Below are 19,294 nucleotides of genomic sequence, written 5' to 3'. Positions count from 1 at the left end.
CACCCTGGCGAGTGGCGAATGCGGCACGCCCGGGCGGGCGTGCCTGCGCATCCATATACCTGCAAACCCGCCTGCCAGCTTACAGCAGGCCCTTTTCCTTGAAGTACTTTTCGGCTCCCGGATGCAACGGTGCCGTCAGGCCGTCCTTCACCATTTTCTTGGGATCCAGGTGGGCCAGTGCAGGGTGCAGCTTCTTGAAGTCTTCGAAGTTGTCGAACACCGCCTTGACTACGGTATAGACAGCCTCATCGGACACATCGGCCGAGGTCACGAACGTGGCCAGCACACCGTAGGTATCGGTGGGCTGCGGGTTGGCTGCGTACATACCGCCCGGGATCGTTGCCTTGGCGTAATAGGAGTGATCGGCAACCAGCTTGTCCACCACAGGGCCCGTCAAGGGCACCAATTGGGCGCCGCAGGTGGTGGTGGGATCCTGAATGTTGGCCGAGGGATGGCCCACGCCATAGAAGAAGCCGTCGATCTTGCCGTCGCACAGTGCGGCGCCGTGCTCATCGGGGCGCAGTTCGGACGCCAGCGCAAACATCTTGTAGTCATCGCCGCGCGCTTTCAGCAGAACATCCATGGACGCACGCGTGCCCGAACCGGGGTTGCCCACGTTGAAACGCTTGCCCTTGAAGTCATCGAAGGACTTGATGTTGGCTTCTTTGCGCGCCACCACGGTGAACGGCTCGGGGTGGATAGAGAACACCGAGCGCAACTTCTTGAACGCGCCTGCATCCTTGAACTGGCTTTCGCCGTTGTATGCGTTGTAGCCGACGTCGGACTGCACCACGCCCAGATCAAGCTCGCCCGCCTTAATGGTGTTTACGTTGAACACGGAGCCGCCGGTGGATTCGACCGAGCAGCGCAGGCCGTGCTTGGCGCGGTCTTTGTTGACCAGTCGGCAGATCGCCCCGCCCGCGGCATAGTAAACACCCGTGACACCGCCGGTGCCGATGCTGACGAATTTCTGTTGGGCCACAGCCGGCAACGGCGCGGCCACGGCCGCTGCCATGGCGGCTGCACCTGCGGAAAGAACCAGGCGCCTGCCCAGCGTAGAAGCGAAGAATTTATGCATACTGATCTCCCTGACGTAGTAGTCGTTGCCGGCTCGTAGCCCGCATACATTAGCGTACACCGCAGTGTTTCCGCGGCTGGCTTCCAGCCGGGTATCCTACAACGTCTAACAGTTCGTCACAGGTTTTTTGGATCGGGGTTTGCCCTAGTTTTCATGGAACTGTCAAACGTGGAATACGCGGGCGGTGCTTCCGAGGGTGCTTCCGCAGATGTCTCCGATGATGCGTCGGAAATCACATCGCTCGGCGCCTCGGATGCGGCAAGCACCAGGCGCTCGACCTCGAAATCGGCGTTCAGCGGCTCGAGCGCGGGCAAGCTGCGATGGGCGCGCGAGGACAGCTCGCCGAACCGCGACACTTTGCCATACAGGCCTTGCTGGCCCGCTACGGCAGTGACCGCGCTGTTGTAGTGCCGGCTCACCGTATCCAGCGTTTCGCCAAGTTTGCGCAGGCGCTCGGCCACCACCGCCACCTGGTTGTATACATCTCCGGCCCGCGCGCTCAGTTCATGCGCCTGTTCATTGCTGCGCGCCACCATCCACAGGTTGGCCACTGTTTTCAGGATGGGCATCAGCGTAGTATGCGACACCATCACGACATTGCGCTGATAACCGTAGTCGAAGAGCTCTCGGCTATGTTTCATGGCTTCGATATACGCCGGCTCGATTGGCAGGAACATCAGCACGAAGCCTGGGCTGCGCACACCCACGAGATTGCTGTAATCCTTGTTGCTCAAGTCATCGATGTGGTTGCGCACCGCACGCACATGAGCATCCATCGACGCCTGCAGCGCCGCTTCGTCGGACGCGGCCACCGCGCGCTCGTAGTCCACCAGCGACACCTTGCTGTCGATCACGATATGCTTGCCGTCGGGCAGCCGAATGACAAAATCGGGCTGCCGCTGGGCGCCCTGGCCGTCGCGCATGCGCGGCTGCGCGTCATAGTGATCGCCCTTCATCAGCCCGGCCAGCTCCAGCGCCCGCTCAAGTTGTACCTCGCCCCAATTGCCGGCGGTTTTCTTCTGGCCTTTGAGCGCCGTGGCCAGATTGCCGGCCTCATCGCTGATCCGCAGGCCCAGCTCGGCCACGCGGCGTATCTCCGCCCCCAGCGACGCATTGCCGCGCACGGTTTCATCGTGCACCTGATTGACACGGGCCTGGAAACGGTCGATCTGCTCGCGCAGAGGCTTGAGCATGACATCGAGCGAGTGTTGGCTGTCACGCTGGAAATGGCGACCCTTCTCTTCCAGAATCTGGCTCGCCAGGCTCTGGAACTCGTGCCGAAGCTGGACGCGCGACTGATCGAACGAGGCCTGCAACTGCTGGATCGATTCGAGCCGGGCCGCATGGGCGGCACGCAGCTCGGCAAGCTCGCGGTCCAGCGCCGCTGCGCGCTGCATCTGTGCCTGGGCGCGCGCCTCGCCGTCGTCTCGGGCGGCGCGCGTTTCGGCCAATCGAGCCTCGAGCGCGTCGATCGCTGCGTCGCCACGCACCAGCTCGATCCGCAGCGCAGCCATCCGCCAGGCGGCCGCCAGGGCCGCGAGCACGGCGCCTATCGCCACACCGCCCAACAGCAGCCAGACGGGCGCCAGATTCGAGGCCAATTCCATCATTTCAAGTTCCAGATTGTTGCGCGATTGCCATCCCCATATTGCGGGGCATGATAAATTACACCGCTAATCATAGTCGTACGGGGCTGGCGCCGGCAGGCGCCAGCCGCACAGCAAGCATCGGACAGTATCATGCGCAACCCCATTGCCTGCGTGGCCGCTCTGGTGACGTGGGCGCTGCTCGGCGCCGCCCATGCCTCGGGTACAGTCTGGCCGCCTCCAAACGCGCCGGTACAGATTTTCGCGCCTGCGCCGGGGGGTATCCAGGCCGGCCTGAAAATCAGCCGCCTGCTTGCCGCTCACATGCAGCAACACGCAGGCGGGCAATTCAGTACGGCGGCCGATACCCCTGCTCACGGCCTGCCAGCCGCCGGCTTTGTCGCTGCCGCGCCAGCCAATGGCAGCACGCTGCTGCTGCAAGACACCTCGCTGCCAACTGCAGACGGCGGCGCCAGCGCGACGCTCCAGCCCGTTGCGCTGGTGGCGCGGCTACCGGGCATACTGGTGGTCAACCGCGACCTACCCGTCAAGAACCTCTCCCAATTTGCCGATTATGTGCATCGCCACCCCGGCGAAGTCAACTTCGGCTCTATTGGCCACGGCTCGGCCATGCATCTTGCCGGCCAACTCTATATGCAGCAAACCGGCAGCAATATGGTGCATGTGCCATACACATCCGCCAGCCTCGCGGTAAGCAATCTGATTTCGGGGCAGATCCAGGCAATGTTCCAGGTCGTGCCGGCCATATTGCCGCAACTACGCACCGGCGAGGTACGGCCGCTCGCCCTGATGAACCCTCAGCGCATACCCGCGCTGCCCGATGTGCCCACCGCCGACGAAGCCGGATACGCCCCGCTTCGGTCCAGCGTGTGGCTGGCCTTGATGGCGCCCGCCCAGACACCCGATGCAGTCATCCAGCATATCAACGAGGCCTTGAACGCGGCACTGGCAGACGAAAGCGTCAGGCGCGGCCTTGAAGACCTGGGTGCGATCCCCGGCGGAGGCAGCCCCGAAGAAGCGCGTACGGTGTTGCAGCAGTCGCGCATACACTGGCAGGCGTTGATGCGCGAAGCAGACCCGCCGATGCGCTGATACGCGAAGCAGGCCCGCTGCGATGCGCGGCGTTCTGCCCTCGCCCCGGGGCACAACACCCAGGCAAGGGCGCCCCGGCCAACATGCGGCGCGGCGGCCCTGGCTCAGCCTTTCTTGACGCCGAAACAGTTTTCCAGGGCAGGAAAGCGCCCTGCGCGCACATCGGCTGCGTATTCCTGTACGGCTGCAGTGATCACCGCGCCCACATCGGCGAACTGCCGCGCAAACTTGGGAATGCGCCCGCCGCTCAGCCCCAGGATATCCTCGGTGACCAGGATCTGCCCGTCGCAGGCTGGCGACGCGCCTATGCCTATGGTGGGGATGTCCAACGCCTCGGTGATGCGACGGCCGAGCGATTCGGCCACCCCTTCGAGCACGACGCCAAACGCGCCTGCCTGCTGGTGCGCCAAGGCATCCTGAAAGATGCGCTCGGCGGCCTCGTCTGTCATGCCTTGCGCCTTGAAGCCACCCATGGTGTTTACATACTGCGGCATCAAGCCCACGTGCGCGAGCACGGGTACGCCGCGCTCGACCAGGAAACGCGTGGTGGGCGCCATGACCGCGCCGCCTTCCATCTTGACCGCGCCCGCCCCGCTGCCTGCCAGCATGCGCGCCGCGTTGCGGAAGGCTTGTTCGGGCGACTCCTGGTAGCTGGCAAAGGGCATATCGGCCACCACACAGGCATGCGCGGTGACCCGCACCACGGCTGCCGCGTGGGCGGTGATTTGCTCGGGTGTGAATGAAAGCGTGTCTGGCAGGCCATAGCCCACCATGGCTGTGGAATCGCCGACCAGGATGAAGTCCAGCGCATCGTCGAGCAGGCGCGCAAAGGGGGCGCTATATGCCGTGAGCGCGGCAATCTTGCGCTCGCCCTTGCAGGCCATCAGTTGCGGGACGCTGACGCGCTGCGCCTGGCGGTGAACACTCATCAGGGACTCCTGTCCGGAAAACGATTTTCAGGGATATGCCGGAACTGGCGCGCGCAGGCACCCGACCCGGCCGAGGTTTTCGTGCAACGCACAAATCGTATCATCGGCAAGCGTGAGAATGAAGACTGCGGGGCTGGCACCGACGCCAACGCGAAACGCGTGGCGTCGGTGCCGAAACGGATCGAGAAGAGCCCAGCCGCACGGAGGGGCTGGGCTCGGCAATCAGCGCGCGCGCTGCATCAGGTTGCGCAGCACATACTGCATGATGCCACCGTGGCGATAATAATCGGCCTCGCTCGGAGTATCGATGCGCACCAGTGCATCGAACGCGATCTTGCCTGCACGCACCTTTACCTTGGCCGGCGTCTTGCCCTGGTTGAGCACCGTCACACCTTCGATGTCGAAGACCTCGTGGCCGGTAAGCCCCAGCGTCTGGGCATTCTGGCCGTCTGGGTACTGCAGCGGCAGCACCCCCATTCCGATCAAGTTCGAGCGATGGATGCGCTCGTACGATTCGGCAATGACCGCGCGCACGCCCAACAAGACGGTACCCTTGGCCGCCCAGTCGCGCGACGAACCCGAACCGTACTCTTTGCCGGCAAGGATCACCAGCGGCACATTGTTGGCCAGATAGGCGCGCGAAGCGTCGTAAATGGTGGTCACCGGCCCATCGGCCTGGGTAAAGTCGCGCGTATAGCCGCCTTCGGTGCCCGGCGCCAATTGATTGCGCAGGCGCACATTGGCAAAGGTGCCCCGTATCATCACCTCGTGATTGCCGCGCCGCGAACCGTAGGAGTTGAAATCCTTTTGTTCCACACCATGCTCGCGCAGGTAGGCGGCGGCGGGTGAGTTCTTGGCAATGGAGCCCGCCGGGCTGATGTGGTCAGTGGTGACGGAATCGCCCAGCTTGGCCAGTACACGCGCACCGCGGATGTCCTGCACAGGTTCAGGCTCACGCGGCATGTTTTCAAAGTACGGCGGGTGGCGTACATAGGTGGAATCGGCGTCCCACTGAAACAGGTCGCCCTTGGGGGTGGGCAGCTTTTGCCAGCGCTCGTCACCGGCGAACACGTCGGCGTAGCCGGCCTTGTACATGTCGGACGCGATCGACGCATTCACGACACGGGCTACTTCTTCGGATGACGGCCAGATATCGCGCAGATAGACGGGCTGGCCATCCTTTCCCTCGCCCAGCGGATCGTTGTACATGTCGATGTCCATCGTGCCGGCCAACGCATAGGCCACCACCAGCGGCGGCGACATCAGGTAGTTGAGCTTGACCTCGGCATGGATGCGGCCTTCGAAATTGCGGTTGCCCGACAGCACTGACACCACAGCCAGATCATTGGCAGCCACCGCCTGGCTGACTTCGGGAATCAACGGGCCAGAGTTGCCGATGCAGGTGGTACAGCCGTAGCCCACCAGATCGAACCCCAGAGCATCGAGATACTGGGTGAGGCCGGCCTTGCGGTAGTAATCAGTGACCACGCGCGACCCGGGCGCAAGGCTGGTCTTGACCCACGGCTTGCGCGACAGGCCGGCATTGACCGCATTGCGGGCCAGCAGCGCCGCAGCCATCATGACTGCGGGATTGGATGTGTTGGTGCACGAAGTGATCGCAGCAATGACCACCGCGCCATGGTCAATCTTTACCTGAGTGCCATCGGCAAAATCGACCCGGACCAGGTGTCGCGGCCGCACCTCGGCGTCTACGGGCGCGTCGTGTACGTGATCCGTGGGCGCCGCGACGCCTTCGGGGCCTTCTTCGCGCGAGGGGGGATCGGAAGCCGGGAAGGATTCCGCTACCACCTTATCGTAGCCCTTGGGCTTGCCCGAGGTTTCCGTCAGTACGGCCAAGGCGCCATGGAAGGCTGTCTGGGCTTCGTCAAGGGCGATGCGGTCCTGCGGCCGCTTGGGCCCGGCGATCGACGGCTGCACGGTGGCAAGATCAAGCTCCAGCGTCTCGGAATATTGCGGCTCAAGATTGGGATCGTGCCACAGGCCCTGGGCCTTTGCGTATGCCTCGACCAAGGCGATCTGCTCGTCGGACCGGCCCGTGAGCTTCAGGTAGGCCAACGTGACGTCATCGATAGGGAAGATAGAAATCGTAGAGCCATATTCGGGGCTCATGTTGCCGATGGTGGCGCGGTTGGCCAGCGGCACCGCCGCCACACCCGGACCGTAGAACTCGACGAACTTACCGACCACGCCGTGTTCGCGCAGCCTTTCTGTAATAGTGAGCACCAGATCAGTTGCCGTGGAGCCTTCAGGCAGCGAGCCGGTAAGCTTGAAGCCCACGACACGCGGGATCAGCATCGAAATAGGTTGGCCCAACATGGCGGCTTCGGCTTCGATACCGCCCACCCCCCAAGCCACCACCCCCAGCCCGTTTACCATCGGCGTGTGTGAATCAGTGCCCACGCAGGTGTCGGGGTAGGCGTCAGGCATGTCATCGCCCGGACGCGTGAACACCACGCGCGACAGGTGCTCCAGGTTGACCTGGTGCACAATGCCCGTGCCCGGTGGCACGACGCGGAAATCATGGAATGCGCTCTGCCCCCAGCGCAGAAACTGATAGCGCTCCATATTGCGACCGTATTCGATGTCGACGTTGCGCTCGAAAGCATCGGGCCGGCCAAACACATCGACGATGACGGAGTGGTCGATCACGAGCTCGACGGGAGCCAGAGGGTTGATGCTGGCCGGGTTGCCGCCCAGCGTCTGCATGGCCTCACGCATGGCGGCGAGGTCGACCACCGCCGGCACGCCGGTGAAATCCTGCAGCACAACACGAGCGGGAGTGAATGCGATCTCTTTGCTGGGCTCGGCGACTGGATCCCAGCTGGCAAGCGCGCGGATGTCATCGGCGCTGACATCGCCGCCTTCGTTGCGCAGGAGATTTTCCAGCAGAATCTTGAGCCCGTACGGCAAGCGGGCCACATCCATGCCCTGTTCCCGGAGTGCATCCAACCGATAGACCCGGTAAGACTTGCCATTTACATCGAGCGTTGCACGCGCGCCAAAACTGTTGGGGTGATTCATCGCATTTCCTCCTACGTAGTGAGTCCTCGCTGCAGGTCAGCAATACGAATCATCTTACACGCTTTACATTACCCGCCCCATGGCGCGCCCATTCGTATCTCGTGTGTCCGCCTGTAACGGGCGGTTGTATCGCGCGTGGCCTTACCGCAGCGCCGTGTTTTGCGTCGCCGGTCGCTGGTGTGGCGCACCCCGGTGGCGTACCCCGAGCGTACGGCCCGGGGCTCAGAGAGCGAGTATGCTGACCCCAACGGATGCCAGCGCCAGTACCGGACCGTGGGCGAACCCCGTCGGCTCACAGGCGGGGGTATCGCCGTACCAGTCCCAACCGGCAGGCGCGGCGCACGCGTCCGCCACCACGACCTGCAGCCGGCACTCATGCAAGCTGTCGCTGCGCACGGTCAGCGCCAGGCTGGCAAGCGCCACGGCGATGTCTTCATGTCGGCCATGCAGATGCAGATAATCACGCTGGCCGTTATGCCCGCCTACGTAGTCCAGGCCCGGGATCACGAAACATTCGAGGCTGACGCCATGCAATTGATAGTCATGGGGCCGGAAGGGGCGTCCGCCGCGACCAAGCATCCGGATAATGAGATCTATGCCTCTCTCGAAGCCGCCGGCGCGATCGCCACCTTCCAGGGCAAATACGGCGGCTGCGGTGTACTCACCCGCGACGGCGGTAATACGCCCCGCATCCTCCAGCACAGCAAGGCTGAGGCGCGGGGCGCCGGAGTAGTCTGCAGATGGCGGATCACAATTCGGCATGGCACAGTCGGGGGGCGGCATGGCAGGGCCAGCCGTCGGGTTGGCGGATTGCGATCCATCTTATTGATAGCGCATCCCCCCCGTCCACCTATTGTGACGGTTTCTTGACGATTGTTAACTAATCGGTCAAAAACCTGCAGAGCCCATCAGGCGCGCGGCACCCCGTACCCACGCTCGCCTCGGGGTAAATTATGCGGCCAAGGTTTGCCAGCTCGCTGGCGCGCCGCACCAGTGTCCGCTTACTAACGCCTCGGGGCGCACCTCGGCCATGACGCGGGCGGCGTCCTCCCAGGCATCCATGCGCACCCGCAGGCCCGCATACACACCGTGGCCACTGCCCGGTTGGATACGTCCCGCCGCACAAAGGCCTTCGCCGGCGCGAATGGCGCCGTCCGCAACGATATCGCTGCCCGACAATACCCCCCACCCCACCTCCAGGTGATGCCCGGCGCGCACGGAGGCCGTCGCCTGAATGCCGCTGGCGACGTGAATGTCATGCCCGGCCTCTACGTCGCCACCCGCGCGCACCCCCTGCGCACAGCTGAGCGACCCGCCCGCGCGTATCGAGTGGCCAGCCCGGATGTCGCCTGCGGCGCAGATGCCCTGGCCAGCCTCAATACCCCAACCCGCGCGCAACTGGCCGCCGCCTTCAAGGCGTGTGCCCGCTTCGATCCCCCACTGCGCGACAATGTCACCACCCGCCCGGATGTGGCCGCCGCACACAATCGCACCGCCGGCGTTCAGATCTGTGCCCGCGACCACGTCCGTGCCGGCGCGTATGCCTCCGCCGCAGCGTATAGCGCCGCCCGAACGCACCACCGTGTCCACCATGATGTCCTGGCGCACAATCAGCGTGCCCGAGAACACCATGGCCTGCGCATCAATGGCATCCACGGTACGGATCAGATCGGTGGCGCCAAACTGGTCCAGCAACCAACAGGCGTCATCCACCCTGCCGGCCGCCACCAGCGCATCCAGTATTTCCTGATAGTCGCCCTGACCATGGTGGTCCCGCAGGAACCATTTATAGCCCGATGCGCATGGATTTTTTGCCTTGACGAAAGTCTTGGAGAGTTGCATGTGTCTATGCTTGAAATACGAAGCGCCCGCGTATCACTGCAGCGCCCGCGGCTTGGCGGGCGCGCCTGCGCGCGTGCGAAAACGCGGGCCGCATCATGCGGCGCCGCGAACAAAAATGGAAAAGGAAGCCGGAAGAAGGGGGCTACGTGCACCCGAGGCGTGGCTTAGCCAGGCTTGGCCCGGGCGTAGGCTTCGCGCTCGGCCACGTCCTGCACATCGAGATCGATGGCACGCACGACCTGCGCGCAGGCCAGGCGTGTGGCATGCTCGAGCAGTTCGGAAAACGGACGGGGGCGGAATGTCATGGACGGGATTGTAGTCCAGACCGCCGGGGGCAGCCCACGCAGGCAGGCCCTGAAACGGAGGGGGGCGTACCCACCCCGACTATTGCTTGCCCTGCGTGACACCAGCCTTGAGCTCTGCGCAAGGGTCTGGCCGTGCCTGGGGCGCCACGCGCACCACACGGTCGTACTGCCCGGGCGCGGGTACCGACTCGAGGATGCCGACTGACAGCGAACGCCCCGGCGCCAAGGGTGGCGTGCCCCGCGCCAGCCAATACGGCACGCCGATGTCCTTGCGCACGTGCCCATCTCCGGCCAGCAGCACGACAGGCCGCCCCGTCACCGCGGCGGCAGTGCGTATGGCGTGCGCCATGACGGCATCACGCGCCACCTGGGCCGTCGCCATAGGCTGATGCAGTGTGGCGGGCAACATGCCGCAGTGCGAGGTGGCGACCTCCTGCACCTGCGTGCGCATCAGTGCTGCCGCCGGTGCGGGTTGCAGACCCAGCGCACGCAGGGCGTCGGCGTCGAAGACTGCCGGCAGACCGTCGCGCACGATACGCGCCGCATCGGCGCGGGAAAGATTGGCTGCCATCAGCGGCAGCTTGTATTGCAGCGCAAGGGTAATGAGGGGGGTGTAGAAATCCCAGTTCCAGCCTCTGGCGCCACTGGCCGCGGCAATTACGCAGGCGGCATCCGCACAGGTTTTTACGGCCCGGTCCAGATCGGCCTGCCGCTCGCGGTCGAACTGCTCCATCGCAAGCACCGGGCGCCATCCAGCGCGCAGCGCCTTCTCGAGTGCCGCTTGCCTGAAGGCATGACCGGCAGCGTTGTCGTGGATCTCACCCAGCAAAACGACACTGTAGCGGGGCATCTCTGTGATCAGGCTGCCGGCATCGGTGTGGCCCGCCGGCCCGGCGCAGGCGGCAAGCAGCATGGGCAGCGTGCCGGCCGCCGCCGACAATCGATATCGCATGGCACCTCCCCCTTCCGGCAAACGCGCCGGCGCTCTAGCGCCCGCCCATTATAAGGGCGAGGGAGGCATTGCCGAGACTATGCTGCCGGTTGATCGGGACTGCTGGCCCGATACTGCCGTAGTTCATCCTGGACTTGCGCACGCGTTTTACCCGGACCCGCATGTAAGATGGGGTAGTTGACTGCCTCGCCCTCACTGATTTCCCGCGTCTGCAAAGCACGGGCAAGTTCGGCCTGGACATCCGAGCGGGCGCGTGCGCTGGACGACCTGTCGGCCACGGGATAAGCATCTTCACCCGCACTAAGCTGGCCCATCGACCGAGCCCGCTCGAGCTCCGCTGTCACATCGGCTCGTGACTTGACGGCGCCGGGCTCGGCGCTGGCCACGCTGGCAACAGCACACAAGGCAATCATGACCGCAATTCCTGCTTTCTTCTTCATGATCCACTCCTTCATCAGCGTCGGCCTGCCGCGTATGACTGCCGGTCAGGACCGAACAATCACCCAACCAATGGGTTAGGCAGAAATCAGTATGTGTCAATAGGATGGTTGGATATAGACGGCTCGGCCGAATTCACAATTCCATTTTTCATTGCATTTCCTTCAAATCGCAAACATACGATCGCACCACCTTGCCACATAGCCCATGACACCTTCACTTGATGACATCGCCTTGTTTGTTGAAGTTGGCCAAACCCTCAGTTTTTCGCGGGCCGCCGCGCTGCTGGCTATGCCGGCCTCGACGCTGTCGCGCCGCATCGCCCTGCTGGAGCAGCGCATCGGCGTGCGCCTGCTTCACCGCAACACACGCAAGGTGGAGCTCACGGAAGCAGGCGCCGAGTACTTTGCGCGGTGCCGGCATATCATCGAAGAGGCGCGCATCGCGCATGAGCAGTTGATCGGCAGCACGCACGACCTCAAAGGCCTGCTGCGGGTATCCATGCCGACGAGTTTTGCGATGACCTTCATGCCGCTAGCCATACTGGCGTTCCATCAGCGGTATCCCGATATCGCCTGCGAATATGACATGAGCATCAAGCCAGTCGACTTCCTTTCAGACCATGTCGATATCGTGCTGCGTCATGGAAAACAGCCCAGCTCGGGTATTGTTTCCCACCCACTGGTGACGGTCAGCCTGGGGCTTTACGCATCGCCTGACTATCTGCGCCGACATGGCCAACCGGCTGCTCCTGCCGAACTGGCTTCCCATATTTGCCTGCGCGCATCGACCTCGCGCGAAGATACCGTGTGGCGTCTGCACAATCATGAAGGGACGCAGGCGGCTGTCGAAGTTGACGGCCCCATCGCCATCAATCATGTGGTGATGCTGACGCGTATGGCGGTTCTGGGCGTGGGAATCGTACCGTTGTCGACCCACCCGCTGCTGCGCATGGACGAAGGCCGCGACCTGGTGCGGCTGCTGCCTGAGTGGACATTCGAGCCCTTGCCGCTGCTGGCGCTGTTTCCGTCGCGCCTGATGCCGGCCAAGAGCCGGGTATTCATTGACTTTCTTACCGAGACCTTGGCACACCCGGAACGCCTGGGCACACTGATCTCTCCCGGCTGACACAGAGCGGCACGTCGCCTCGCCCCTACATGCGGCCCCGGCATACGCTCTCCCCGGCATGTGTCTGCCTCGGCATATGCCTGCCCAGAAATGGCAAGGCATCGCGGCCGGCGCGCGCCGGCCGAGCCAGCCAGGCGGCGGGCCTATCAGGGCTGGATATCGAGCGCCGGGAACCGCTTGACCAGCTCATCCAGCGCCTTGAGCTGGGCCAGAAAGGGCTCAAGCTTGTCCAGCGGCAGGGCGCTGGGGCCGTCGCACTTGGCATTGCGCGGATCGGGATGGGCCTCAAGAAAAAGCCCCGCCAGCCCCACCGCCATGCCGGCGCGGGCCAGGTCGGCCACCTGCTCGCGCCGCCCACCCGAGGCTGCGCCCATAGGATCGCGCTGCTGCAGCGCATGCGTAACATCGAAGATGACCGGACGGTTGTCGCAGACCTTCTTCATGACACCAAAACCCAGCATGTCGACCACCAGGTTGTCATAGCCAAAGCAGGTGCCGCGGTCGCACAGGATCAGCTTGCCGTTGCCGGCCTCGACAAATTTCTCGACGATGTTGTGGGTTTGCGCAGGGCTGAGAAACTGGGGCTTTTTGATATTGACCACGCGCCCGGTGCGGGCCAGCGCCACGACCAGGTCGGTCTGGCGTGCGAGAAAGGCGGGCAGTTGCAAAACGTCGGCCACCTCGGCCACCGGCACGGCCTGGGCGGGCTCGTGCACGTCGGTAATGACGGGCACGCCGAACTCCTTCTTGACGGCCTCGAAGATGCGCAGGCCTTCTTCCAGGCCTGGCCCGCGATATGAATGAATGGACGAACGGTTGGCCTTGTCGAACGAGGCCTTGAACACATAGGGGATGCCCAGCCTTTGCGTGACGCGCTGGTATTCCTCGCAGGCGCGCAGAGCCAGATCGAGCGACTCGAGCACATTGATGCCGCCGAACAGGACAAATGGCTGATCGTTGGCGCAGTGGATGCCGTCGGCAATGGTGACAGACTGAGTGGACACGATAGTTACCTCCTGATCCTCGAATCATAACGCGCAGCGCGACCCGGCCGTTTTCCCCGGCGTATGGCTTTTTACAGTGCACACTCCTATACTTGTCGCAGAGTCAGACACATGCGTTGCCGTGGCTGCGGCAACGCCATACGTTGTTTCAACTCCTGGAGAGCGTCAATGGTCGATATGAACCGGCGTCAATTCTTCAAGGTGACAGGTGCAACACTGGCGGGGTCCAGCCTCACGCTGCTTGGGGCCGCCCCTATGCCGGCACTCGCTGAAGTGCGCCAGTACAAGCTGGCGCGCATGACTGAAACACGCAACACCTGTCCCTACTGTTCCGTAGCTTGTGGTGTCCTGATGTACAGCTTGGGCGACGGCGCCAAAAACGCCGAACCCCGCATCCTGCACATCGAAGGGGATCCCGATCACCCGGTCAATCGGGGCACACTCTGTCCCAAGGGCGCGGCGCTCACTGATTTCATCAACAGCCCCAACCGCCTCAAGTACCCCGAATACCGCAAACCCGGGTCCGATAAATGGGAACGCATGTCGTGGGATGACGCGCTCGACCGCATCGCGCGCCTCATGAAGGACGACCGGGACGCCAACTTCATCGAACGCAACGAGGCCGGCCAGACGGTCAATCGGTGGCTGACTACCGGCATGCTGGCGGCATCGGCCAGTTCGAACGAAGTCGCCTACATCACGCATAAAGTCATCCGCAGTCTGGGTGCGCTGGGGTTCGACAACCAGGCTCGTGTCTGACATGGCCCGACGGTGGCAGGTCTTGCCCCGACGTTTGGCCGTGGTGCGATGACGAACCATTGGGTCGATATCAAGAACGCGGATGTTGTGCTGATTATGGGCGGCAATGCCGCCGAAGCCCACCCTTGCGGGTTCAAGTGGGTGACCGAAGCGAAGGCCCACAACAAGGCCAAGCTGATTGTCGTCGACCCGCGCTTCACGCGCTCGGCGTCGGTGGCCGACTTCTATGCACCCATACGCACCGGCACGGATATTGTCTTCCTGGGTGGCGTCATACGCTATCTGCTCGAAACCGACAAAATCCAGCACGATTACGTACGTAACTATACCGATATGTCGTTTATCGTGCGTGAAGACTATGCCTTTGAGAATGGGCTGTATTCAGGCTACGACGAAGCAAGCCGCAAGTATGACCAGACAACGTGGGAATACGAACGGGGCGCGGACGGCTATGTACAGGTGGATGCCACGCTGAAGCACCCGCGCTGCGTATACCAGTTGCTCAAGAAGCACTACGAGCGCTACACGCCCGAGATGGTGGAACGTGTATGCGGCACACCGCGGGATGCATTCAAGACGGTGTGCGAGATGCTGGCGTCCACCTCCACACCAGACCGCGCCGGCACCATTATGTATGCGCTGGGCTGGACGCAGCATAGCATCGGCTCGCAGATCATTCGCACAGGCGCCATGGTGCAGCTGCTGCTGGGCAACATTGGCATACCGGGGGGCGGTATGAACGCCTTGCGCGGCCACTCCAATATCCAGGGCCTGACGGACCTGGGCCTGATGTCCAACCTGTTGCCGGGCTACCTGACGCTGCCCAGCGACGGTGAACAGTCGTTCGACGACTACATTGCGCGGCGCACGCAGCAGCCGCTGCGGCCCAATCAGCTCAGTTACTGGCGCAATTACAAGAAATTCCACGTCAGCCTGATGAAGGCCTGGTGGGGCACCGCCGCACAACCGGAAAACAACTGGGCCTACGACTATCTGCCCAAGATGGACAGGCAGTACGACATGCTGCAAGTCTATGAGTTGATGCACAAAGGCAAGATGACTGGCTACATCTGCCAGGGCTTCAACCCGCTGGCCGCCGCGCCCTACAAGAAGAAACTGCTGGCCGCCTTCTCCAAGCTGAAGTTCCTGGTGATCATGGACCCGCTGATCACCGAAACCTCCGAGTTCTGGCGAAATGTGGGTGAGTACAACGATGTCGACTCGTCGCAGATCCAGACAGAGGTCTTCCGCCTGCCCACCACCTGTTTTGCCGAAGAGGAGGGCGCGCTGGTGAACTCGGGCCGCTGGCTGCAGTGGCACTGGAAGGGCGCAGAACCGCCGGGCGAAGGCAAGAGCGACATCGAAATCATGGCGCTGCTGTATGACCGGCTGGCCAGTCTCTATCGCAAGGAGGGCGGCAAGTACCCGGACCCGCTGCTCAAGCTGCGCTGGCCCTACGCCAACCCCCTGAACCCCAGCGCCGCCGAATTGGCCATGGAAATCAACGGCCAGGCTATCAGCGACCTGCCGGGCCCGACGCCCGGCGCGGCGTCGTCCCGGCGCGCCGGCGAGCAACTGGCGTCTTTCGGCGAGCTGCGCGACGATGGCAGCACACTGTGCGGGTGCTGGATTTACACCGGCAGCTGGACGCCTGAAGGAAACCAGATGGCCCGGCGCGACAACAGCGACCCGACTGGCATCGGCCAGACGCTGAAGTGGTCTTGGGCGTGGCCGGCCAACCGGCGCATTATGTACAACCGCGCCTCCTGCGACCTGAACGGCCAGCCCTTTGACCCACGCCGCGCGCTGATCCACTGGAACGGAAGCAAGTGGGTGGGCGCCGATACGCCCGACTTCAAGCTCGACGAGCCGCCAGCGAACGGCATGGGCCCCTTCATCATGAACCCTGAGGGCGTTGCGCGTTTCTTCGCCCGCAAAGGCATGGCCGAAGGCCCTTTCCCCGTGCACTACGAGCCCTTTGAGAACCCACTGGGCTACAACCCGCTGTACCCCGACGAAAAACGTGTGGTCAGCAACCCCGCCGCCCGCATCTTCGACGACGATCTGGCAACCATGGGCAAGGTAGACGCCTTCCCCCACGTGGGCACGACCTACCGGCTGACCGAGCACTTCCACTACTGGACCAAGCACGTGCGGCTCAATGCCATTCTGCAGCCCGAGCAATTCGTGGAGATCGGCGAGGCGCTGGCCAAGGAACTGGACATCGCCAACGGCTCCATGGTGAAAGTGTCATCCAACCGTGGCTATATCAAGGCCGTGGCGGTGGTGACCAAGCGCATCCGGGCGCTGCAGATCGACGGCAAGACGGTGCACCAGGTCGGCATCCCCCTGCACTGGGGGTTTGTGGGGCTGGCCAAGCCAGGCTTTCTGGCCAATACGTTGACGCCGCCGGTAGGTGATGGCAATACGTACACGCCGGAGAGCAAGTCTTTCCTGGTCAAGGTCGAGAAGATATAGGAGCGCTGCCATGGCACTGCAATCGCTGGACATCAAGCGGCGCTCCGCGACCACCACACCGCCCCCCGGGCAGCGTGACGCGGTGGTGGGCGGCGGCGTTGCCAAGCTGATCGACACCACCAAGTGCATAGGCTGCAAAGCCTGCCAGGTGGCCTGCATGGAATGGAACGAGACACGCGACGAAATCGGCAACAACGTCGGCGTCTACGACAACCCGCTTAATCTCACGGCTGAATCGTGGACGGTGATGCGTTTTTCGGAAGTGGAAAACGACGCTGGCACACTGGAATGGCTCATCCGCAAGGATGGCTGCATGCACTGCGAAGACCCGGGCTGCCTGAAGGCCTGCCCGGCGCCGGGGGCGATCATCCAGTACAACAACGGCATTGTCGACTTCCACGAAGAGAACTGCATTGGCTGCGGCTACTGCATCACAGGTTGCCCCTTCGATATCCCACGCATTTCCAAGAAGGATGGCAAGGCCTATAAATGCACGCTGTGCTCGGACCGGGTCGCTGTCGGCCAGGAGCCCGCCTGTGTGAAGACCTGCCCGACGGGCGCAATTGTGTTCGGCACCAAGGAAGACATGATCCAGCATGCCGACGAACGCATTGTGGACCTGAAGTCGCGCGGCTTCGAGAACGCAGGGCTGTACGACCCCGAGGGGGTGGGCGGCACGCACGTAATGTATGTGCTGCACCATGCCGACAAGCCCCGCCTGTACCATGGGCTGCCCAAAGACCCGGCCATCAGCCCAATGGTCGAGCTTTGGAAGGGGGTGGCCAAGCCGCTCGGGGTCGCTGCCATCGTGCTCAGCGCGCTGGTGGGCTTCTTCCACTATATCCGCGTCGGCCCGAACGAAACCGACGAGGACGACGAACGCAGGGCACAGGAGGATCTCCATGAGTGACGCCGCTAAAACCCGGCTGATCCAGCGCTACACCGCCAGCCAGCGCCTCAACCACTGGATCATCGCTATCACCTTCGTCCTGCTGGCCCTCTCGGGGCTGGCGCTGTTCCATCCGTCGATGTATTGGTTCTCCAATGTGCTGGGCGGGGGCACCTGGACGCGCATCCTGCATCCCTTCCTGGGCATCCTGCTGGTCGTCGTCTTTTGCGTGTTTGCGGCACGTATGTTCCGCCACAACCTCATCCATCGCGAAGACCGCGCCTGGCTGCGGTACTTCGGCGACGTCATGGCCAACCGCGAGGACAGGGTGCCCCCTGCGGGCCGCTACAACGGCGGCCAGAAGGTGCTGTTTTTTGCCCTCATCCTGTTGGTGCTGGGGCTGCTGCTGACGGGGCTGGTGATGTGGCGCGAGTTCTTCACGATGTATTTTCCGCTCTGGGCGGTAAGGCTCGCATCGGTGCTGCATGCGCTGTTTGCGCTGTTGATGGTTATCGCCATCATCGTGCATATCTATGCCGGTATATGGGTGAAGGGCTCGGTGCGGGCCATGACGCGCGGTACCGTCACGCCCGGCTGGGCATGGAAGCACCACCGCCTGTGGTACCGGCAGATGCGGGGTAGCCCCGATGTGCGGCGCGCGCCGGTACGTGGTACACCAACAGACAGGTAGCACTAACAATCGGTCTTCGCATCCCGCTTCCCAAGCACGGCCGTCTTGCGTCTGGCGCGGGGCGGCCGTTTTGCACAGGAGAGAGCCTCTTGCAGCGCATCCTTGCCCGCGGCGATATCGAATCGCTCGATCACACGACCATTCCGCGCCTGCGCCTGCCCGTCAGGGCGTCAATCTTTGCCGACCGCGCTGCGCGCTTTCGCAGCCTCGCGGCTGGCAACCCGGTGGGCGCTTATCTCAACCTTATGGCCGGGCTGGCTGATGCGCAGCATCAAGCTCTGCGTCATGCACAGTTTCCGGGCGCATCGGCGCAGCAGCTCGCGCTTGCGCAGGGCCACGGCATGCCAGTGCTGCCGGCCCTGGGCGGGCACCGCGATCCGGGCTGGCAAGGGCTGCTTGCCGCGATCCTGGACCACATGCTGGTGCAGGACTCGCTGCCCGCTGAGGCGCGTGTCGTCGTGCAGGCCTTGCGACGCAAGACCAACACCGCCCCTCACGACATCGATACGCTGGCCGACGCCCTGCTGGCGCAGCACAACGACTGCGACCGCGCTGCCGCGCCCTTTGTGATGGCGGCGCTGCAAGTGTATTGGACCAGTCTGGCGGCCGATATCGACGCGCGTCAGATGCCCGTGGCAAGCCCTTTCGGGGTGTGCCCGGTATGCGGGACGCTGCCAGTGGCCAGCGTGGTGCGCGTGGGTGGGCAGGCCGACAGTTGCCGCTATCTGTGCTGCCCGCTGTGCAGCACAGAGTGGCATCTGGTGCGGGTTACCTGTTCCCACTGCGAGAACACCAAGAACATCGGCTACCATGCCATCGAAGGCGGCCCCGACGGCATCAAGGCGGAATCATGCGACCATTGCCACACTTACCGCAAAATCTTCTACCAGGAAAAGGCGCTGGGCGCCGACCCGGTGGCCGACGACCTGGCCAGCCTGACGCTGGACATGCTGATGGGCGAAGCCGGCTACAGTCGCGCCAGCGGCAACCCCTTTCTGTGGCAAGATACCGAGCCTGCCTGAAACCGGGCGGTCACCCGGTGCAACCGCGCCCGCGTGAC

At 63.4% G+C, this 19,294-nt stretch carries 16 protein-coding genes; 6 read left to right on the top strand and 10 right to left on the bottom strand.

The genetic code is table 11. The annotated features are described in order from the left end of the window. Nucleotides 1-79 precede the first annotated feature (79 nt). Both LOL23_RS05540 and LOL23_RS05535 read right to left on the bottom strand, forming a co-directional pair. Nucleotides 80-1,078, bottom strand: coding sequence for a TAXI family TRAP transporter solute-binding subunit (locus LOL23_RS05540; RefSeq protein ID WP_160978324.1), 999 nt, complete (start codon nt 1,076-1,078; stop codon nt 80-82). A 116-nt stretch (nt 1,079-1,194) separates the two neighbouring features. Then, on the bottom strand, nt 1,195-2,688 hold the full coding sequence (locus LOL23_RS05535; RefSeq protein WP_160978326.1) for a DNA recombination protein RmuC: 1,494 nt from the start codon (nt 2,686-2,688) through the stop codon (nt 1,195-1,197). 129 nt (nt 2,689-2,817) lie between these two features. On the opposite strand from LOL23_RS05535, the gene LOL23_RS05530 reads away from it, so the two are divergent. Continuing rightward, entirely contained in the window at nt 2,818-3,777 is a 960-nt protein-coding gene (locus LOL23_RS05530) for a Bug family tripartite tricarboxylate transporter substrate binding protein (RefSeq protein ID WP_160978328.1), read from the top strand. A gap of 104 nt (nt 3,778-3,881) precedes the next feature. Here the strand turns inward: LOL23_RS05530 and panB are convergent, their stop codons facing one another. The 7 genes from panB to LOL23_RS05495 form a co-directional block, all read right to left on the bottom strand. Further along, the gene (panB, locus tag LOL23_RS05525; protein ID WP_160978330.1) at nt 3,882-4,706 is read right to left on the bottom strand and encodes a 3-methyl-2-oxobutanoate hydroxymethyltransferase; all 825 of its coding nucleotides are present in this window, start codon (nt 4,704-4,706) and stop codon (nt 3,882-3,884) included. Between the two features lie 222 nt (nt 4,707-4,928). Continuing rightward, nucleotides 4,929-7,748, bottom strand: a complete 2,820-nt coding sequence (locus LOL23_RS05520) for an aconitate hydratase (RefSeq protein WP_160978332.1) — start codon at nt 7,746-7,748, stop codon at nt 4,929-4,931. A 222-nt stretch (nt 7,749-7,970) separates the two neighbouring features. Beyond that, nucleotides 7,971-8,510 carry a hypothetical protein gene (locus tag LOL23_RS05515; protein ID WP_160978334.1) on the bottom strand — a complete coding sequence of 180 codons (540 nt, stop codon included), beginning with the start codon at nt 8,508-8,510 and terminating at the stop codon, nt 7,971-7,973. Nucleotides 8,511-8,699: 189 nt separating this feature from the next. Further along, a complete protein-coding gene (locus LOL23_RS05510; protein WP_160978336.1) occupies nt 8,700-9,590 on the bottom strand; it encodes a DUF342 domain-containing protein in 891 nt (296 codons plus the stop codon). A gap of 164 nt (nt 9,591-9,754) precedes the next feature. Next, nucleotides 9,755-9,895 carry a hypothetical protein gene (locus tag LOL23_RS05505; protein ID WP_160978338.1) on the bottom strand — a complete coding sequence of 47 codons (141 nt, stop codon included), beginning with the start codon at nt 9,893-9,895 and terminating at the stop codon, nt 9,755-9,757. Between the two features lie 79 nt (nt 9,896-9,974). Further along, the gene (locus tag LOL23_RS05500) at nt 9,975-10,847 is read right to left on the bottom strand and encodes a ChaN family lipoprotein (protein WP_160978340.1); all 873 of its coding nucleotides are present in this window, start codon (nt 10,845-10,847) and stop codon (nt 9,975-9,977) included. Between the two features lie 77 nt (nt 10,848-10,924). After that, nucleotides 10,925-11,287 carry a DUF4148 domain-containing protein gene (locus LOL23_RS05495; protein ID WP_160978342.1) on the bottom strand — a complete coding sequence of 121 codons (363 nt, stop codon included), beginning with the start codon at nt 11,285-11,287 and terminating at the stop codon, nt 10,925-10,927. A 205-nt stretch (nt 11,288-11,492) separates the two neighbouring features. On the opposite strand from LOL23_RS05495, the gene LOL23_RS05490 reads away from it, so the two are divergent. After that, nucleotides 11,493-12,413 carry a LysR family transcriptional regulator gene (locus tag LOL23_RS05490; protein ID WP_160978344.1) on the top strand — a complete coding sequence of 307 codons (921 nt, stop codon included), beginning with the start codon at nt 11,493-11,495 and terminating at the stop codon, nt 12,411-12,413. A gap of 146 nt (nt 12,414-12,559) precedes the next feature. On the opposite strand, the gene kdsA is transcribed toward LOL23_RS05490, so the two are convergent. Then, nucleotides 12,560-13,417, bottom strand: a complete 858-nt coding sequence (gene kdsA / locus LOL23_RS05485; RefSeq protein ID WP_160978346.1) for a 3-deoxy-8-phosphooctulonate synthase — start codon at nt 13,415-13,417, stop codon at nt 12,560-12,562. Between the two features lie 168 nt (nt 13,418-13,585). Here kdsA and fdnG point away from each other — a divergent pair, with 168 nt between their 5' ends. The 4 genes from fdnG (at nt 13,586) to fdhE (ending at nt 19,256) form a co-directional block, all read left to right on the top strand. Next, nucleotides 13,586-16,654, top strand: coding sequence for a formate dehydrogenase-N subunit alpha (gene fdnG / locus LOL23_RS05480; RefSeq protein WP_160978348.1), 3,069 nt, complete (start codon nt 13,586-13,588; stop codon nt 16,652-16,654). Between the two features lie 10 nt (nt 16,655-16,664). Then, nucleotides 16,665-17,564, top strand: a complete 900-nt coding sequence (gene fdxH / locus LOL23_RS05475) for a formate dehydrogenase subunit beta (RefSeq protein WP_160978350.1) — start codon at nt 16,665-16,667, stop codon at nt 17,562-17,564. Next, nucleotides 17,557-18,234: a formate dehydrogenase subunit gamma gene (locus LOL23_RS05470; protein ID WP_160978352.1), complete on the top strand. Its 678-nt coding sequence runs from the start codon at nt 17,557-17,559 to the stop codon at nt 18,232-18,234. The genes fdxH and LOL23_RS05470 overlap by 8 nt, the downstream gene beginning before the upstream one ends. A gap of 89 nt (nt 18,235-18,323) precedes the next feature. Then, a complete protein-coding gene (gene fdhE, locus LOL23_RS05465; protein ID WP_160978354.1) occupies nt 18,324-19,256 on the top strand; it encodes a formate dehydrogenase accessory protein FdhE in 933 nt (310 codons plus the stop codon). Nucleotides 19,257-19,294: the final 38 nt, after the last annotated feature.

The organism is Paracandidimonas lactea, from assembly GCF_021653995.1.
GTDB lineage: Bacteria > Pseudomonadota > Gammaproteobacteria > Burkholderiales > Burkholderiaceae_B > Allopusillimonas > Allopusillimonas lactea.
This window is presented reverse-complemented; position numbering and strand designations above follow the sequence as displayed.

Excerpts from the sequence above, each read along its gene's own strand:
- LOL23_RS05500 (WP_160978340.1), bottom strand. The coding sequence starts at position 10,847 with ATGCGATATCGATTGTCGGCGGCGGCCGGCACGCTGCCCATGCTGCTT.
- LOL23_RS05495 (WP_160978342.1), bottom strand. The coding sequence starts at position 11,287 with ATGAAGAAGAAAGCAGGAATTGCGGTCATGATTGCCTTGTGTGCTGTT.
- LOL23_RS05515 (WP_160978334.1), bottom strand. The coding sequence starts at position 8,510 with ATGCCGAATTGTGATCCGCCATCTGCAGACTACTCCGGCGCCCCGCGC.
- panB (WP_160978330.1), bottom strand. The coding sequence starts at position 4,706 with ATGAGTGTTCACCGCCAGGCGCAGCGCGTCAGCGTCCCGCAACTGATG.
- fdxH (WP_160978350.1), top strand. The coding sequence starts at position 16,665 with ATGGCACTGCAATCGCTGGACATCAAGCGGCGCTCCGCGACCACCACA.
- LOL23_RS05520 (WP_160978332.1), bottom strand. The coding sequence starts at position 7,748 with ATGAATCACCCCAACAGTTTTGGCGCGCGTGCAACGCTCGATGTAAAT.
- LOL23_RS05530 (WP_160978328.1), top strand. The coding sequence starts at position 2,818 with ATGCGCAACCCCATTGCCTGCGTGGCCGCTCTGGTGACGTGGGCGCTG.
- LOL23_RS05470 (WP_160978352.1), top strand. The coding sequence starts at position 17,557 with ATGAGTGACGCCGCTAAAACCCGGCTGATCCAGCGCTACACCGCCAGC.
- LOL23_RS05535 (WP_160978326.1), bottom strand. The coding sequence starts at position 2,688 with ATGATGGAATTGGCCTCGAATCTGGCGCCCGTCTGGCTGCTGTTGGGC.
- LOL23_RS05490 (WP_160978344.1), top strand. The coding sequence starts at position 11,493 with ATGACACCTTCACTTGATGACATCGCCTTGTTTGTTGAAGTTGGCCAA.
- LOL23_RS05505 (WP_160978338.1), bottom strand. The coding sequence starts at position 9,895 with ATGACATTCCGCCCCCGTCCGTTTTCCGAACTGCTCGAGCATGCCACA.
- LOL23_RS05510 (WP_160978336.1), bottom strand. The coding sequence starts at position 9,590 with ATGCAACTCTCCAAGACTTTCGTCAAGGCAAAAAATCCATGCGCATCG.
- LOL23_RS05540 (WP_160978324.1), bottom strand. The coding sequence starts at position 1,078 with ATGCATAAATTCTTCGCTTCTACGCTGGGCAGGCGCCTGGTTCTTTCC.